16 protein-coding genes are annotated in these 16,465 nt (G+C 37.1%); 7 read left to right on the top strand and 9 right to left on the bottom strand.

From position 1 onward, the window contains the following. Nucleotides 1–9 precede the first annotated feature (9 nt). Entirely contained in the window at nt 10–1,005 is a 996-nt protein-coding gene (locus tag LRM42_RS03080) for a Gfo/Idh/MocA family protein (RefSeq protein WP_243816702.1), read from the bottom strand. Further along, complete coding sequence (locus tag LRM42_RS03075) at nt 998–2,092, bottom strand: DegT/DnrJ/EryC1/StrS family aminotransferase (RefSeq protein ID WP_243816701.1); 1,095 nt, start codon at nt 2,090–2,092, stop codon at nt 998–1,000. Before LRM42_RS03075 ends, LRM42_RS03080 begins: the two co-directional genes overlap by 8 nt. 136 nt (nt 2,093–2,228) lie before the next feature. On the opposite strand from LRM42_RS03075, the gene LRM42_RS03070 reads away from it, so the two are divergent. From LRM42_RS03070 to LRM42_RS03060, 3 genes are read left to right on the top strand one after another with little or no spacing between them, the layout of a single operon-like run. Further along, nucleotides 2,229–4,232, top strand: a complete 2,004-nt coding sequence (locus tag LRM42_RS03070) for a DUF7657 domain-containing protein (protein WP_243816700.1) — start codon at nt 2,229–2,231, stop codon at nt 4,230–4,232. A gap of 53 nt (nt 4,233–4,285) precedes the next feature. Further along, nucleotides 4,286–4,876: a hypothetical protein gene (locus LRM42_RS03065; RefSeq protein WP_243816699.1), complete on the top strand. Its 591-nt coding sequence runs from the start codon at nt 4,286–4,288 to the stop codon at nt 4,874–4,876. Then, nucleotides 4,873–6,570: an FG-GAP repeat domain-containing protein gene (locus tag LRM42_RS03060; protein WP_243816698.1), complete on the top strand. Its 1,698-nt coding sequence runs from the start codon at nt 4,873–4,875 to the stop codon at nt 6,568–6,570. The genes LRM42_RS03065 and LRM42_RS03060 overlap by 4 nt, the downstream gene beginning before the upstream one ends. A gap of 95 nt (nt 6,571–6,665) precedes the next feature. On the opposite strand, the gene LRM42_RS03055 is transcribed toward LRM42_RS03060, so the two are convergent. From LRM42_RS03055 to LRM42_RS03045, 3 genes are read right to left on the bottom strand one after another with little or no spacing between them, the layout of a single operon-like run. Further along, the gene (locus LRM42_RS03055) at nt 6,666–8,474 is read right to left on the bottom strand and encodes a glycosyltransferase family 2 protein (RefSeq protein WP_243816697.1); all 1,809 of its coding nucleotides are present in this window, start codon (nt 8,472–8,474) and stop codon (nt 6,666–6,668) included. 6 nt (nt 8,475–8,480) lie between these two features. Continuing rightward, entirely contained in the window at nt 8,481–9,641 is a 1,161-nt protein-coding gene (locus LRM42_RS03050; RefSeq protein ID WP_243816696.1) for an ABC transporter ATP-binding protein, read from the bottom strand. A gap of 5 nt (nt 9,642–9,646) precedes the next feature. Then, on the bottom strand, nt 9,647–10,456 hold the full coding sequence (locus LRM42_RS03045; RefSeq protein ID WP_243816695.1) for an ABC transporter permease: 810 nt from the start codon (nt 10,454–10,456) through the stop codon (nt 9,647–9,649). A 38-nt stretch (nt 10,457–10,494) separates the two neighbouring features. Here LRM42_RS03045 and LRM42_RS03040 point away from each other — a divergent pair, with 38 nt between their 5' ends. The 3 genes from LRM42_RS03040 to LRM42_RS03985 are packed head-to-tail and all read left to right on the top strand — an operon-like array spanning nt 10,495 to nt 12,875. Beyond that, nucleotides 10,495–11,508, top strand: coding sequence for a glycosyltransferase family 2 protein (locus LRM42_RS03040; protein ID WP_243816694.1), 1,014 nt, complete (start codon nt 10,495–10,497; stop codon nt 11,506–11,508). 13 nt (nt 11,509–11,521) lie between these two features. Next, on the top strand, nt 11,522–12,472 hold the full coding sequence (locus LRM42_RS03035) for a glycosyltransferase family 2 protein (RefSeq protein WP_243816693.1): 951 nt from the start codon (nt 11,522–11,524) through the stop codon (nt 12,470–12,472). Then, complete coding sequence (locus LRM42_RS03985; RefSeq protein WP_353524826.1) at nt 12,441–12,875, top strand: GtrA family protein; 435 nt, start codon at nt 12,441–12,443, stop codon at nt 12,873–12,875. Before LRM42_RS03035 ends, LRM42_RS03985 begins: the two co-directional genes overlap by 32 nt. On the opposite strand, the gene LRM42_RS03030 is transcribed toward LRM42_RS03985, so the two are convergent. From LRM42_RS03030 to rpmH, 4 genes are all read right to left on the bottom strand, one after another. Then, nucleotides 12,856–13,317 carry a Jag family protein gene (locus tag LRM42_RS03030; RefSeq protein WP_129636891.1) on the bottom strand — a complete coding sequence of 154 codons (462 nt, stop codon included), beginning with the start codon at nt 13,315–13,317 and terminating at the stop codon, nt 12,856–12,858. The two genes, LRM42_RS03985 and LRM42_RS03030, sit on opposite strands and share 20 nt — an antisense overlap. Before the next feature lie 9 nt (nt 13,318–13,326). Then, nucleotides 13,327–14,247: a YidC/Oxa1 family membrane protein insertase gene (locus LRM42_RS03025; protein ID WP_243816692.1), complete on the bottom strand. Its 921-nt coding sequence runs from the start codon at nt 14,245–14,247 to the stop codon at nt 13,327–13,329. 24 nt (nt 14,248–14,271) lie between these two features. Beyond that, complete coding sequence (gene rnpA, locus LRM42_RS03020; RefSeq protein WP_129631947.1) at nt 14,272–14,619, bottom strand: ribonuclease P protein component; 348 nt, start codon at nt 14,617–14,619, stop codon at nt 14,272–14,274. Nucleotides 14,620–14,680: 61 nt separating this feature from the next. Continuing rightward, entirely contained in the window at nt 14,681–14,818 is a 138-nt protein-coding gene (gene rpmH / locus LRM42_RS03015; RefSeq protein WP_129631950.1) for a 50S ribosomal protein L34, read from the bottom strand. A 223-nt stretch (nt 14,819–15,041) separates the two neighbouring features. Between rpmH and dnaA the strand changes: the two genes are divergently transcribed. After that, entirely contained in the window at nt 15,042–16,397 is a 1,356-nt protein-coding gene (gene dnaA, locus LRM42_RS03010) for a chromosomal replication initiator protein DnaA (RefSeq protein WP_243816691.1), read from the top strand. The last annotated feature ends 68 nt before the right edge of the window (nt 16,398–16,465 follow it).

Raw genomic sequence — 16,465 nt, 5'->3', positions numbered from 1 at the left:
ATTATCCTCCTATTTAACGTCAAAAGGCGCAACAGCCTCTAATGATATTTTTAACGCTTCGCGCGCATCTACCGGATCAACAATTGATGCCGTCCTGCCCATAGATTTAGCCATAAAAGCTTTCAATTCAGCGGCTAAAGGCTCTTCAAAATCAACTTTTATCACGCGCTTTTCTGGATCACCAACCTGCAAAACAAATTCAGTAAATCCATCTTTCTGAATTTCTTTCATATTATGTTTATAATACGTAAGTTCCTGTGTTATATAATTAGCCTCTAGATAACCTAACGACCCAGTCAGTGCAATGGTACGAATTTTTACTGGAGTCAGCCAATTAGCCTGAATAAATCCTGACGCTCTACCATAATCCATTAATATTTCTGCTGAATCAATTTTTTTACTATGACGAGTACGCGATCCGTGGCTATGAATAGCTTTAGGTTTTTGTCCCAATAGATAATTAACTATATCAACGTCATGAACTGCAAGGTCAATAATCACATCCGTTTTTGGCTCAACAGCAGGAAAACCACCAACACGCTTACATACTACCGATGTTATGTCACCTATAGCATTGTCATCGATCATCTGCTTCAGCTTCTTAATGACTGGATTAAACCTCTCTATATGACCAACTGTAAACGTAACTCCATTTTCCTCAGCACAAGCAATTAGCTTATCAGCCTCTCCCACCGAAGATGCAATTGGTTTTTCAAGCATACAATTAATACCTCGAGACATCACCTCAGTTGCAACTTCAAGATGAAATGGAGTAGGCACAACCACAGACACGGCATCTGGATGAACTTTCTCAAGCATTTCCTTGTAATCAGTAAAGAATTTTGTTTTGTATTCGTCAGCTAACGATTTTGCGGCTGGATTAACGTCTGCTATTGCCACTAGCTCAGATTCTGGAAGCATGAAATAATTACGCACATGATTGCGCCCCATATTTCCAGTACCAATGACAGCAACCCTTATTTTACCTTCTTTATTATTAGTCATTTACGGCTTCCTTAATTGCGCTAGCAATTACTTCAATATCAGCATCTGTAACTTTTGGATGAACAGGCAAAGACACAACTCTTGCAGCCAAATCTTCGGCAACAGGAAAATCTCCCACTTTATATCCAAGTTTTGAAATATGTGGATATACGTGCAACGGTTTTGGATAATAAACTCCAGCACCAACTCCTTTTTCTCTTAATTTAGCTATAAAATCATCTCTTCGTATACTCTTATCTAGTAAAATAGTATATTGGTGATATACGTGATTTCTGTTACTTGCAATCTTCGGTAAGACTATCTTTTCAATTCCAGCCAACGCCTCATTTAACATATTAGCGTTATGTTGTCGCCTATTCGTAAAGTCTTCTACTTTCTTTAATTGCTCAACGGCGATAGCACCGTGCAAGTCTGACATACGATAGTTATATCCCAAATCAGCGTACTCGTAAGATGAAGTCATTCCGTGCTGTCTGAATGAGCGAATAGCAGCCGCAGCATCATCGCTATTAGTGGTAACAACGCCACCTTCACCACACATAATATTCTTTGTAGCATACAGTGAAAAACATCCAAAATCACCCAAGGCACCAGTTTTCACGCCGTCATATTCTGCGCCAATTGCCTGACATGCATCTTCAATAATTTTTAGTTCGTGCTTATCTGCAATTTCTCGCAATTCCTTCCAATCGCAAGGTTGACCATACAAATCAACTGGAATTATAGCCTTAGTCTTGTCTGTAATAGCTGCTTCTATTTTTGAAACATCGATATTAAATGTCTCCTCATCTATATCTACAAGAACTGGTCGAGCACCCAACATTAGTATAGGGTTGATCGTAGCAATAAAGCTATATGGCGTAGTGATAACTTCATCACCTTCACCAACTCCTGCTGCATATAAAGCACAGTGGATAGCAGCCGTACCGCTATTCACAGCTAAAGCATGTTTCACTCCACAATATTTAGCCCAACTTTCTTCAAGCTCAGCGACTTTCGGTCCCTGAGCCAGCATACCTGACTCTATAACTTCATTTACTGCCCGACGCTCTTCTTCCTCTATAACGGGTGATGCAATATTTATCATTACGTAGCCTCCTTATACTCTTACTACCTTCAACAATTATAGCACATTACTCATTTTTTATTTTTCGTTTTTTAGACTTGTTCTCAAAAAACACAATCTTTATACTTGCTATTTTTACTGTATACTAATAAATGTTATGCAAGTTCTACGTTCTATTTTTACAAAATTAAAAGACGATTCGTATAAAAAATGGATTTTCCCGTCTACTATTATCTTTTGTCTAATTTTTGCGACAGGATTTAAGATATCTGGATCTTCATTTGGCTTGTACTATGACTCTTTCCTTAATGGCAAATCATCTAATCTCATATCAGGCGAAGCTCGACCTATTCGCAGCGACGAGTGGCTGGTCGTTACACAATTCACAATTGCACAAAAAGAAGCTGGGTATCCACTAATAAATAAGAACTTTGGCAATTCTGGCAAGAATATGAGCCTTGTGTCTGATGCGCCATATAAAGAATGGTCAACAGTATTCCGACCTCAAAATCTTGCCTTTTTAATAATTCCTTTCGAGTTTGCTTTTGCCTTTAAGTGGTGGCTATTATTAGCATCATTACTATTAAGTATATACTTTCTATCGTTAAAATTTCTTCCCAATAAATACGCGCTGTCAGGATCTATCGCTATCATAGGCTCTTTCACTCCTTTTATATTCTGGTGGTATCAAACCATTACTATAATGAGTATCGTCTGGGGAATTGTCATACTGCTATTAATAATGAAATTAATAGAAAATAAATCTTTGTCTTTTTTAAAGAGATATAAACATGGTGATATAATATCGAAACTCATATTATCACTTTTATTAACCTATTCAATGGTAAGCTTCGCCCTACTATTGTATCCAGCCTTTCAGATGCCTGTTGTCATCACTGTATTTCTAGTGGCGATTGGCTATTATATAAATACTTGGAAAAAAGCACCCAAAAAAGTGCGAAAAATACTATATGTAAATACAGCATTCATAGCAGGATCTGCTCTAGCAGCGATCGGCATAGTTGGTATATTTTTAATCACCAGAATAGATGCCGTACAAGCCATTTCTGGTACAGATTATCCCGGGGCACGATTCGTACATTCGGGAGCTCCATCACAGGCTGATCTAATCGGTCTCACTGGCTATAGTCAATACCGACTTATGGATGACGCATCTATTTCATCGATAGATCCAAGTAAAGGATCCATTAATCAAAGTGAAATGTCTGCATTTATCATCACGCCTTTTGCATTTATCATTCCCATACTGTTTATTTTATATAGCAAATGGCGTAAAAATAAAACTATAGATTGGGTTGGAGTTGCTATTTTTGTCTCCTGCTTAATATTCATATCTCATTTATTTATTCCAGGATTCTCTTCAATAGCAAAACCTTTCATGATGCATCTTGTACCAATAACAAGATTGCAACTTGGATTAGGTTTTATAGGAATCTTTTCATTAATATACACGCTTGCCAATACTATAAAATTTTCATCACAATATCGCTATTTACCATATCTATATTCAACAATAGTGATTATCATTTATGTCTGCACCATCGTGTATGTCGTAAAGTTCAATCGTAACTTTGCCGGGGATCTTCGCTTATTATTACTAGCCGCAATAAGTCTTTCTGGTGGACTAGCCCTTATATTTATAAAAAAGGAAAAACTCGGACTGTTAGTGCTCTCTTCTTTATGTATAATGTCAACAATAACTATACAGCCGTTATATAGAGGTCTAGGAAGCGGGTATAACGATAATATTATAACCAAAAAGATTATCTCTACCTCGTCTAGTGACGATATATGGGGACTGTCTGGCACAAGCGTGCTAGAAAATTTTCCTCAAATGGCAAATAGAAAATCAATTACGGGAGTCAATACTTACCCTGATAAAGATTTCTGGTCAAAAGTATCAAAAGATAAGACAATTTATAACAGGTATGCACATATACTTCTATCTGATACCATAGATAAAGATCTCGTACTTAGTCAGCCGGACGTATTTATTGCAAAATTAAGTTGTAGTAATCATATGGGAAAATCTGTTACTCGTGTGTTATCTACGATGCCACTACAGCTACCTTGCTATGGACTAATCGATAAAGTCACTGTACATAATGGAGATATTTTATTCTATAAAAGAACTTTTTAAAGCTTTACCGTTTTATCTATATCTGCTATAGTAGTGTTGATTAGGTAACAATTATGAAAATACAGAAAAAACAAAATAAAAAAAATAAAGTATTGATTCTGATAGCTGTTATACTATTGTCTATAACAGGCTATGGCTTAATTTCCTATAAATTTAAGTTCTGGCCCTTCATCCATAATCAATTTAACGCGGTCACCGAGGAACAAAAAACAGCTGGTCAAGACATAAAAAAAAGATCATTAAATGATGCATCCAATAAGTCAGAAAAAGAGTCATCAGGTCAAAAATCTAAAACACTACAAGGAAGCGATCCTTCGCCAGAACCGACTCCATCATCCAACGGAAAAAAACCAACAGTTGGAGTAAGTATAACAACTACAACAGTCGATAAAGATTCAAACACACTTTATATCCGTAGTTTAATCCAAACTATATCATCAAGCGGAAGATGTACGTTATCAATGCGCAATACTAGCGGACAAACGTACTCCAATAGCGTAGAGCTGCAAGCTGGTCCAAGTACGTCTAGCTGTAAAGGATTTAACGTTCCGTTATCTCAATTGTCACCTGGAAAATGGACAATAAACATTCATTATGAAGACAACAACGTGACTGGAGATACTGAAGGAGAAATAACTATATGAAGAAATTAATATTAAAATTAGGCATACTTACGTCAATGTGCTTAGGAACGATATTATCTTCTACGCCAGCATCTGCAGTATTAAATGATTTTGACCCAGGCAATATTATGGATGATGCCGTAGCAACAAATTACGGATCCATGAGTGCAAACCAAATTCAGTCATTTTTAAATAGTAAAGTTCCCCAATGTGACACAAATGGCGCCAAACCAGCCAGTGAGTTTGGAAGACCCGATATAACTCACGCTCAGTATGCCGCATCGAAAGGGTGGCATAGCCCTCCATATACCTGTCTCCGTGATTATAAAACAAAAGATGGAAGAAGCGCTACTCAATTAATCTTTGATATCTCTCAAAAATATCATGTAAACCCACAGCTTTTAATAGTTTTGCTCCAAAAAGAGCAAGCCCTAGTTACTGACACGTGGCCAACTCGTGGGCAATTCAAAAGCGCAACTGGCTATGGATGTCCAGACACCGCCGCGTGTGATAGTAAATATTTTGGTCTAGAAAACCAACTAGAGTGGGCAGCGAAACACTTTCACTACATAATAACACGTAATCCTAATTGGTTTTCACCATATACAACAGGCGTAAATTTCGTTCAATGGAGTCCAAATGCTGCTTGCGGAGGATCTAATGTAAATATTCAGAATTGGACAACCGCCGCTCTTTATAGTTATACACCATATCAACCAAATGCCGCTGCTATGTCATCTGGGTATGGCGTAGGTGATGGGTGTAGCGCCTATGGTAATCGTAACTTTTATAATTACTTTACAGACTGGTTTGGAGATACTAGATCAAGCAGCTCATTCTCTTGTAAAAACGGACAGAATATACCTAACGTAGAAACTGGCGCTAGAATTATACCAACTAGGATAAATGGAAATAATGATACCTTAACTATATCTGTCCCTAATAATACTGGCAGTAAATGTGCCGAAATGCACACATGGGCCAATAGTAACTTACAGGCATGGTCTCAGCATACAGCGACAAACTCATACACCTTTAATCAGCAGTACAGCAAGGTTATATCAAGGAAGGTTAATAGCAAAAATACTGTATTAACAAAGGTTGACTATAATGGAACTGCAAGTGGTAGAGTAGAGTTTCATACGTGGACTCAAGATGGATTGCGTTGGCTAGCTCACACCGCAACATCTGCCGGACCTATTGATCCGCTATTTTCTGAAGTTATAACAGCAGATACTGATGGCGATGGGAATGACGAATATTATCTGATTAATTATGAGCAGACTAATTCTGGCATGATTGAAGTGCATGGTTGGAATAATAATGGAACTAGTTGGTTTAGGCACACAGCAACAAGCCACCCTTCAGCTAGCATGAACACAGGAAGAGTTATTGCGGCAGATCTTGATGGAGATAAAAAAGATGAATTCATATATGTTAAATACGACAATACTACGAGCGGTCTTATCGAATTTCACGTATGGGATTCTTCATTAAAAAACTGGGTACGTCACACCGCAAGTAATTACCCAGAATCTGGCTATGTGATAGGATCAAACGACATAGTAGCAGCCGACTTGCAAGGAAGAGGAAAAGATACCATCTATTATGTCAAATACAGGGGTACAACCAATAACACCGTCGAAGTACACGGGTGGGGCGACGGTCAACAATCATGGGCTAGCCACATATCTACATCATCAGGAGTATACTAAGCATAATAACTCGTATATCTTTACATCGTAAATAATATAAATAACCGCGATAGTAAGTTGTACTGTCGCGGTTATTTAATAATTAATTGTTAACGTTATTCGGGTAACCTATATCCCGGACCAAATTGCTCAAAATTATCATTATAGAATGGATCCCTCTTCAAGTATTCACCCCATCTCTTACGCATCTCTTTTTGAGCGCTCTCCAGTTCACTGGTATCTCTCTCACTCGTGTTTATGCGACCAACACTCTTAGATTCATAATGGAATAACTCTGCGTATGGAGTGTAGACATTATAATAGCCTTCTTTGCGTAATTTAAGGTTAAGATCTACATCGTTATACGTTATACGAAGTTTATTATCAAACCCGCCCACCTTGTTGAACTTATCACGACTAATCATACAACAAGCACCAGTTACTGCCGATACATTACGAATATTGGCGGTATAAATATACGTAAATATATCTGTACGCTCATCTTGACCATAAAACGGATGGAATGCGATATCTCTTTCAGATAAGACTATTCCAGCATGCTGTATTGTCTTATCCTCAAATATAAGTTTAGGTCCAACCATTCCTATTTCTGGACGCTGAGCATGCTCAAGCAATGACTGAATCCAGTCGTGAGTAATAACCTCCGTGTCATTATTAAGGAATAGTAGATATTCTCCACTAGAATTATTTACACCATAGTTACATGCATCTGAAAAATTGAATTTCTTCTTGTATTTAATAACATGCACATTGCTATTATTATCTATCAATTTTTCATAAAAATCATTTACTCGAGAATCTATAGATCCCGTATCTACAATTATTATTTCAAAATATGGATACGAAGTATTTTCAATAATTGAATCTATGCACTTTTTTATATATCTAAAATTATCCTTGGTTGGTATGATAATTGACACCAACGGGTTTGTCGGAATTACATATTTTTTACGCCAAAATCCTAACGCAACATGAGAATCTATATAAGCATTTTCTCCTCTTTGTCTCACACTACTACGAAGGACATTCTTTTGATTTATATAAGCATATGGTTTACTATCAGCATTCATAGCAGTAGATGTCTCAGATTTACGCCAATGATATAAAATTTTCGGAATATGATAAATATTATTAGTTTTAGCAGAAATCTTCAAAAATAAATCCCAATCTTGCGCGCCATGTGTTCCGACAGTGAATCCATTAACACTTCTAATCATACCTGCCTTTATGGTAGCAAAATGCGTTACCATGTTGCATGAATTCATAAAATCAGGACTCCAGTCAGGTTTAAAAAATGGTTCTATATGAATACCGTCACTATCGATCTTGTCTTCATCCGTATAAATAAGATCTACGTCAGGATTTTTATTTATAACATCAACCACTTCAAACAAGGCGTTGGGAGGTAAAATGTCATCATGATCGAGTAATGATATATAGTCACCCTTAGCCATCGAAAGAGCTGTATTAGATGACTTTGATATATGACCATTTTCTTTACGAAATGTAGCCTTAATATTATTATACTTTTCTACATATTCATTTATAACACTCTTTGTTTGATCGCTAGTAGAATTATCATCAGAAATACACAACTCCCAGTTGTCATAACTCTGAGATAAGACAGAGTCAATACAGCTACGCAGATATACTGGATTTGTATTATATGTCGGCAACAAAATACTAATCAATGGACGTTGCTTAAATTCCTTAGAACATTTTCTTTGTAACTTAAGTTGCTCATCGGTGACTTTATGCTTATCAAACCATTTAATATAATCTTCATATCGTTTCTTATTAATAAATCTACGATCGCGGAACAACTTTACTTGTTCACTGCCGTACGACGGATGTAATGCTGCTCTAATAACAAATTTAGTACTCTTTATAATCTTATTTTTCATCTGAGTTTATCCCCTCTTCTTTACACTCCACTTTCCCATTATTCTCATTGGACCATCACGAAAATCATCCTTACCTGTAATAATAAACGAAAATGCTCGTGGCAAATGTTTAATTATGCCATCATCAGCCCTGCGGTGCAATGACATATGAATATCATATTTGCCAGGATTAAAGCCATCCAAACTCTGATTGAAATTAATCCTTCTATTGTTTTGTATAAAGTCACTAGGAGTGTCTCTACAGTTGCGATCAGCAAATACAAACCCTCCGTACACAAAGGATATATTCACAAAAGCATCTTCAGTAATACCATCTACAGTCACACCAATATCAATCGAGTCTTCTTGTGTAAAATTTTTTTTACTAGGTATATCAACAGACATACTAACTGAATCGTCATGAGATTCTTCTTCTGCACTAGTAACCGCATCCATATTAACCTCCGTATATATATCGGCAATTTCCTGAGGTGATCCAATATGTTTTATCGTTCCATTTTCTATATACATAGCTCTCGAGCAAAATCTGCGCACGGCGTTCATATCATGCGTCACAAAAACCACAGTCTGATTACTACGTTTAACTTTTTCAAAATAATCAAAACACTTCTGCTGAAAAGCCGCGTCCCCTACAGCCAACACTTCATCAAGCATTAAAATATCACCACGAGCTTTAATAGCTACAGAGAAAGCTAATCTAACCTGCATCCCTGATGAGTAATTCTTAAGCTTCTCTTCCATAAAATCTGCCAACTCAGAGAATTCAACAATATCATCATACATCAGCTCCATCTCTTTATGACTAAATCCCAGTAAAGCTCCATTTAAAAATACATTTTCTCTACCTGTTAATTCTGGATTAAAACCAACACCCAGCTCGATAAATGGGACAAGAGATCCATTTACTCGTACTGAACCCTCCGTCGGAGAATAGATTTGAGCTATAGACTTCAATAAAGTACTCTTACCTGAACCATTTTTACCCACTATTCCAAAAAATTCACCCTTTTTAATATCAAAAGATATATTTTTTAATGGCGTAAATTCCCTGTAGCCTTTTTTGCCTTTAATATAATTAATAGTCTTCTGTTTAATCCCGTTACTAGACTCTGTTGGTATCTTAAAAGTCTTAGTAAGAGAGTTAACTTCTATAGCTACGTCCTTCATATATCCTAAATCTCCTCCGCAAATGTCTTTGACTGCTTCTTAAAATACCAAACCGCAAATAGAACCACTATAGCTATAGCTAAAAACGGCACAGACATCATTAGCGGACTTAATCTATTCCACATAATCATCGTATCTTTAGTTATAAGCACATATCTACTATCTTGAATAATTTGTGCAACAGGATTAAGAAATAACATATCAACAGCAAAATTGCTCTTCTGTGAAACCATCTGCATTGGATAAATAACAGGGGTAGCGTAAAATGCAGCCTGAGTAAATACCTCCCATAGATATCCAGTATCTCGCGACTTAACATTAAGGGCGGACAAGAAAAAAGCCACCCCTAAAGCAAATATATACAGTTCAATTATTAGTGGTACGATTAATAGCGACATCCATGATAATTGAACTCCATTTACTAACACAAATAAAAGCACCACTATCATATTAAATAGTAAATTTATCAATGATGATACAGTGCCAGAAATTACAACAATATACTTAGGAAAATTAATCTTTCTGAGTAGGTCACCTCGACCTACTATAGAGTTTAGACCTTGATTAGTTGCTTCTACGAAGAAGTTCCATAAAATTATCCCCAGTAATAAATACACTGGAAAATGTTCTATATTCCTTCCTACTCCTAAAAATTTATCAAAAACTACATACAATATCGAAAATAGAAAAAGCGGCTTAAGAACACTCCATACATATCCGAGAGCAGAACCCTGATATCTCAATTTAAAATCCGTAATAACTAACTCTCTTAAGAGAATCCTGTTTTTCCTATTAAAAACTTCTAGCCACTTCATAATATACATCACCTATTATACAATACAAAAAGAACATTATGAATAGACTTGCAATTATAGTTCTTAACTGGAACGGATCCGACGACGCCATAGAGTGTGTTGATTCATTAATAAAACAAACCCTAAAACCTACTATTGTTATAGTAGATAATAATAGTAGCGACAATTCTGTTGCCATATTTGAAGAATATATATCGTCGCACAAAAAAGAAAAAATTATTTTGCTCAAAAACTCAGACAATCTAGGATTCGCGGGAGGAATTAATACAGGATTAATCTACGCCCTAAAAAACAACTTTGAATATATTGGAGTGCTTAATCCGGATGCGATAGCTGATAAAAACTGGTGCAAATCTCTCATTTATCAATTATCAAAATACCCAGAATGCGGGATTGCGACTGGAATCTTACAAAGACGTAATAGTAAAACTCTTGACACAACTGGAGATTTTTACACAACGTGGGGACTTCCTGGACCAAGAAACCGTGATGAGCCCATAAAAAACGCACCAACTAAGCCTGGAGAAGTATTTGGTGCGACTGGCGGCGGGGCTATTTATCGTGCAAAAATATTTGATGATATAGATATGTTTGATGAAGATTTCTTCATGTATTATGAAGATGTCGATTTAAGTTTTCGGGCGCAATTAGCCGGCTGGAAAGTTCGCTTCACACCCAAGGCTATCGCTTATCATAAAGTCGGCGCTAGTAGTAAAAAAGTCCCCGGATTAGCTGTTTATAATACTTTCAAAAACTTACCATTAGTCTTCATTAAAAATGTTCCGGGTAAATTATTTTGGTATATTGGTGTACGATTTTTGCTGACATATTGGTTGATTTTTGCCAGCGCAATTCGTCACGGCAACGGTTGGTCTGCATTCAAGGGTGCTTTAGCATCAATTATTCACAAACCAGCAGCTTATAAAAAACGTCTTCATATCCAAAAAAATCGTAAGGTTTCCGTCGACTATATTCATAATATTATCCACGATGGACCACTGCCAAATCAAACTGGTTTATTAAAATTTAAGCATTTTTTCAGAATAAAATAATATATTTAATATCATGAAAACCATCACCCTTCTCATTCCTGTCTACAATGAAGAATCCGTTTTACCACAATTATTTAAGCGCTTGGACGAATTTACAAAAAACACGCCCAACTATCAATTTGAATTTCTATTCATAAACGACGGCAACACCGATAAATCTTTTTCAATCATAGCCGAGCAATCAAAAAAAGATTCTCGAATTAGCTACATAAATCTATCGCGAAACTTCGGTAAGGAAATTGCCATGATAGCTGGAATTGACCACGTAAAAAGTGACGCTCTGGTGATTATCGATGCAGATTTGCAAGACCCGCCGGAGCTCATCCAGGAAATGATTTCACATTGGGAAGATGGTTACGATGACGTCTATGCTCGCCGCAACAACCGACAAGGCGAAACCTGGCTGAAGAAAAAAACCAGCCAATGGTATTACAGAATATTACAGAAATCGACCAACATCCCCATTCAGGTCGACACTGGAGATTTTCGCTTACTGGACCGCCGATGCATTGAGGCTTTGCAAAAATTCCGTGAATCTCAGCGCAATACAAAGGCAATTTTCAGCTGGATTGGCTATAAGAAAAAAGAGATATTTTATAATCGCGACCCCAGATTAGCTGGTCAAACCAAATGGAATTACCGGAAACTGCTTAACTTAGCAATCGACGGAATTACCAGCTTTACTACCGCACCGCTACGCATGGCAACTATTTTTGGATTCATTGTTTCGTTTATTGCTTTTGTTTGGATAATCTATCTTTTAGTTCGCCCTTTGTTCGGAGTCTCCACCGGAGCTGGCTATTCTTCCTTAATGGCAGTCATCTTATTCCTCGGGGGAGTTCAGTTATTATCTCTGGGCATAATTGGCGAATATGTAGGACGGATATTTATTGAAACAAAAAATAGACCATTATATTTAATAGAGGAGTATCATGCAGGAAATATTAAAAAAACACGCCGATAAATTAAGATTTCTTATCGTTGGTAGTACTAATACAATACTAGATTTTGGCATACTTTTTAGCCTAACAATCTTCTTAAATATCCCAAAAGAGTTTGCTAATTTCATATCAACATTCGTTGCCTTTTTGTTCTCATTTTTTGCAAATAAAAAATATACTTTCAAGTCAACATCCCAAAACTTGAAAAAACAATTTCTTTTATTCGCCGCAGTTACACTATTTGGTTTATGGGTAATTCAGACAATTATTATCGCTATTATCACACCTATATTCATAAACTTTGGACTAAATAAATCACTCGCTCTATTAATTAGCAAGCTAGCCGCCACAGTAGTCAGCCTCGTTTGGAATTACGTTCTATACTCCAGAATAGTCTTTAAGGATGCTAAGAACTCTTCTGACTAATAATCAGACGTCGTTCGCGACCTTCACCTTCAGAATGCGTATCAATATCGCTATATTCACCAGCCAAGTGATGCACTGTCCAGCGATCAGCAGCATTCAAATCCACTACCTTTGACTCGCCAGTTCGTCGAACTTCTTCAATCCAGCCGCGCGCCTTTTCGGCAATTTTTTCAGCATGCTGTTTTTTATAGTCCGCAATGTCCAAATTCACCCGAACAGTTGATGCTTCTTTATGATGAAGAGCTGTCGACAAGAGGTTCTGAATACTACGCAATGTTTCCGCATTTCTACCAATTAAAATACTACTTCGCTCGCTATGCGGAATTGAAGCTACAACAATTCCATCTTCGATTTTTACCGAAACTTCCAGATTCAAATCAAAGAACGTTAGCAAATCCTCTAAATATTTTTTTACAAATTCAACCGTTTCAATTTGGTCCATAAATCCTCCTTAATCCTTAGCCTTGATCCGAGTTACCCTGGCCTCTGTAGCCTTTTTAACACGTTTGTCAATTTTTGTCGATGCTTTAGATTTTTGGGATGATTTTTTATCTGCAATTTCTTGCATTTCTTTAGAGTCTTGCTTGAAGATGATATAGTTCTGGAGATATCCCACGGCACTAGCTGTCGTCAAATAAAGCGCCAAAGCTGCCGGCAAATACACAATCACGAAGAACATCATTACTGGCATAAATTTCATCATTTTTCGCGTCATAATAGCATTTACTTCCGCCTGATCTGCTTCTTTTCCATCGCCAGCCTCAGCTAAAATGTCACGCAATTTACGATTGCTATCGGATTGGGGCGACAATTGTTTTGAAGTTAAATATTGCAAATACGCCGCGACTGCAGCCAAAATAACCAAGCCAACAACAATTCCATTCTTTGATATCGCGTGTTGCGTCAAATCTATAATTCCCAGGAAATTCTGATTAAATTGATCCGGATTATTCACTAAATTATTAGCAACCGGCAGATTTTTCATGAAATCATAAACGTATTTTCCTAGATCAGCGCGACTGGAAACAAAAATCTGCACCACTCGATACATCGCAATCAAAATTGGCAGCTGAATAATCATAACGCCAATTGAGCCAAAGGCACTGACGTTGTGTTTTTTATAAAGCTCCACCATCGCTAGGTTACGCATTTGTGGATTTTTTGCGTATTGTTTTTTGATTTTCACTAGCTCTGGCTGCATTTTACGCATTGCCTTTGCTTGATGAAGCTGCTTCTTAATTAGCGGCCAAAGTAAAAGTCTTACAATAATCGTAAAGATAATGACGCTAACACCAAAATCCGGAATCAGACTATAAATAGTCATTAGCAAATTTAAAATCGGTCGAACAATAAACTCATCAAAAAAACTCATGTCTTAATTATAGCAAAAAAGCGCCTATTTATACAGTTGAGCTTGAGAGAAAAGATTCTTTATTGTCTGCTTCAAGTCTTTATGTGGCATCGATAAAACTTCCGCTGAAAATATAATAACAGCCACATCTTGGTCATTTTTCATATTAGGCAGCTCCAGGCGAATAATTTCATAAACACGTCGACGTATACGATTCCGACGCACCGCTGATTTTAGGACTTTTTTACTAACAACAACCGCAAACCTGCTGTGATTTCGATACGGATTTTTTACGTATTTTATCGTGGCTATAGACGAACGAACCGCCTGTCCATTTTTATAGACAAACTTAAGACTGCCATGACCATGAAACCGATTACATTGTTGTAACATACTTTACAATTATATCAAAAAATCCCGCCTTCATCGACGGGATAATTTTTAGCTATTAAAATTAAATAGCAATTTTAGCGCGACCCTTTAGGCGGCGGCGCTTCAAAACCAGCCTACCAGCCTTGGTAGAAACTCGTGCCCTAAAACCATGCGTCTTTGCACGGTGTCGGGTGTGTGGTTGAAATGTTCGCTTTGGCATATCAACAAATAGTATATATTCTTTCAGTACTTTTTGCAAGTCGACAATGACTTTTCCACTATCGGCGTATATTTTTCCACAGTTTTAACAGATGAGAATTTTAATTGTGGAAAACTCCACCCCTGTTTTGAATATTACCATTTCTACTCCGTTTATACTTGTGGAAAACTCCCCATATTTGCTATAGTAAAGACAGTTAACAGAATTTGAGGGAGTAATTTTCGTGGATAGTCATGCGGTTTGGCAGGGTGTTTTAGGTGAGATTGAAGTAACTGTATCGTCTTCGTCATTTACTGCGTGGTTCAAAAATACCAAATTGGAAATAATCTCCGACAAAGAAGTTCTTATAATTGCGCCGAATATTTTTGCTAGGACTCAACTTGAAAAGCGATTTCATCCGCAAATATTAGAAGCCTTGGCTCACAACGGCATCAATGCTCCGTCTATTTCCTATAACGTCGAATCTAGTAATAAAAAACCGCGCGTTAATCGTGAAGTTGATAAAAGTGGACAACAAGAAACAGCGAAGCCGCTGATTTTACCATCGAGGAAATCTCATTCTAGTAATCTTAATCCCAGGTACACCTTTGACAACTTCATCGTTGGCTCAAGTAACGATTTGGCCTATGCTGCTTGCCAAGCGGTCGCCGCACATCCAGGAGAAAAATATAATCCGCTCTATCTTTACGGCGGTTCTGGACTTGGTAAAACTCACTTAATGCAAGCTGTTGGTAACGAGATAGTTAAAAAACAACCTTCGGCGCGCGTGCTTTACATCACTACGGAAACGTTTGTTAACGAGTTTCTGGATTCTATTCGTTTCAAGAAAAAAGGTTTTTCCGATAAATATCGCAATGTCGATGTATTGATTGTCGATGATATGCAATTTATCGCCGGGAAAGAAAAAACTCAGGACGAATTTTTTCATACATTTAACGACCTTCATCAGAACAATAAGCAAATTATCATTAGCTCAGACAAACCACCAAAAAGCATTCCTACTCTAACCGATCGTTTGCGCAGTCGATTTGAATGGGGTATGGCGATTGATATTCAGATGCCCGATTATGAAACTCGTTGCGCTATTGTTAAAGCGAAAGCCGAGCTCAGCAACACTGAACTAGATTCCAATGTCGTAGAATATCTGGCGACCAATTTTAAGACGAACATTCGCGAACTGGAAGGCGCTTTGAATCGACTGCTTGCTTATGCGGAAATGCAGAATTTCACGCCTGATTTGGCGGCAGCTGAAGGAATTTTGGGAGATATTAAACGCAACAGACCACAACATATAACCGCCAAACAAATAATTGATAAGACGGCGCGCTATTATAATATTGATGTAAAAGATATGTGCTCATCAAGACGAGATAAATTTATCGCGATGCCAAGACAAATTGCGATGTTTCTTCTACGTAGTGAGCTGAAAATGAGTTTTCCGAAAATTGCCCAAGAGCTTGGACGAAAAGACCACACAACCGCTATGCATTCAATTGAAAAAATCACCAAGGAAAGCCTTACAAATGTCAGTATTCGCGAGCAAATTAACGACATTAAGGATAAATTATATGTTCATTAATTGTGGAAAAGCTGTGCAGATGTTGTGTTTTTGCGGCGACTTACCAACACACAGATCTGTGGAAAGAA

The sequence above is a fragment of the Candidatus Nanosynbacter sp. TM7-075 genome, from assembly GCF_022828255.1.
GTDB lineage: Bacteria > Patescibacteriota > Saccharimonadia > Saccharimonadales > Saccharimonadaceae > Nanosynbacter.
Note: the sequence above shows the minus strand (reverse complement) of the source record. Positions and strands in the feature narration are given on the sequence as shown.

What these genes read in the sequence shown, in the direction of transcription:
- LRM42_RS03040 (WP_243816694.1), top strand. Translation starts at nt 10,495, where the DNA reads ATGAATAGACTTGCAATTATAGTTCTTAACTGGAACGGATCCGACGAC.
- LRM42_RS03025 (WP_243816692.1), bottom strand. Translation starts at nt 14,247, where the DNA reads ATGAGTTTTTTTGATGAGTTTATTGTTCGACCGATTTTAAATTTGCTA.
- LRM42_RS03075 (WP_243816701.1), bottom strand. Translation starts at nt 2,092, where the DNA reads ATGATAAATATTGCATCACCCGTTATAGAGGAAGAAGAGCGTCGGGCA.
- LRM42_RS03050 (WP_243816696.1), bottom strand. Translation starts at nt 9,641, where the DNA reads ATGAAGGACGTAGCTATAGAAGTTAACTCTCTTACTAAGACTTTTAAG.
- LRM42_RS03065 (WP_243816699.1), top strand. Translation starts at nt 4,286, where the DNA reads ATGAAAATACAGAAAAAACAAAATAAAAAAAATAAAGTATTGATTCTG.
- LRM42_RS03035 (WP_243816693.1), top strand. Translation starts at nt 11,522, where the DNA reads ATGAAAACCATCACCCTTCTCATTCCTGTCTACAATGAAGAATCCGTT.
- LRM42_RS03055 (WP_243816697.1), bottom strand. Translation starts at nt 8,474, where the DNA reads ATGAAAAATAAGATTATAAAGAGTACTAAATTTGTTATTAGAGCAGCA.
- LRM42_RS03045 (WP_243816695.1), bottom strand. Translation starts at nt 10,456, where the DNA reads ATGAAGTGGCTAGAAGTTTTTAATAGGAAAAACAGGATTCTCTTAAGA.
- rpmH (WP_129631950.1), bottom strand. Translation starts at nt 14,818, where the DNA reads ATGCCAAAGCGAACATTTCAACCACACACCCGACACCGTGCAAAGACG.
- LRM42_RS03070 (WP_243816700.1), top strand. Translation starts at nt 2,229, where the DNA reads ATGCAAGTTCTACGTTCTATTTTTACAAAATTAAAAGACGATTCGTAT.
- rnpA (WP_129631947.1), bottom strand. Translation starts at nt 14,619, where the DNA reads ATGTTACAACAATGTAATCGGTTTCATGGTCATGGCAGTCTTAAGTTT.
- LRM42_RS03080 (WP_243816702.1), bottom strand. Translation starts at nt 1,005, where the DNA reads ATGACTAATAATAAAGAAGGTAAAATAAGGGTTGCTGTCATTGGTACT.
- LRM42_RS03985 (WP_353524826.1), top strand. Translation starts at nt 12,441, where the DNA reads ATGCAGGAAATATTAAAAAAACACGCCGATAAATTAAGATTTCTTATC.
- LRM42_RS03060 (WP_243816698.1), top strand. Translation starts at nt 4,873, where the DNA reads ATGAAGAAATTAATATTAAAATTAGGCATACTTACGTCAATGTGCTTA.
- LRM42_RS03030 (WP_129636891.1), bottom strand. Translation starts at nt 13,317, where the DNA reads ATGGACCAAATTGAAACGGTTGAATTTGTAAAAAAATATTTAGAGGAT.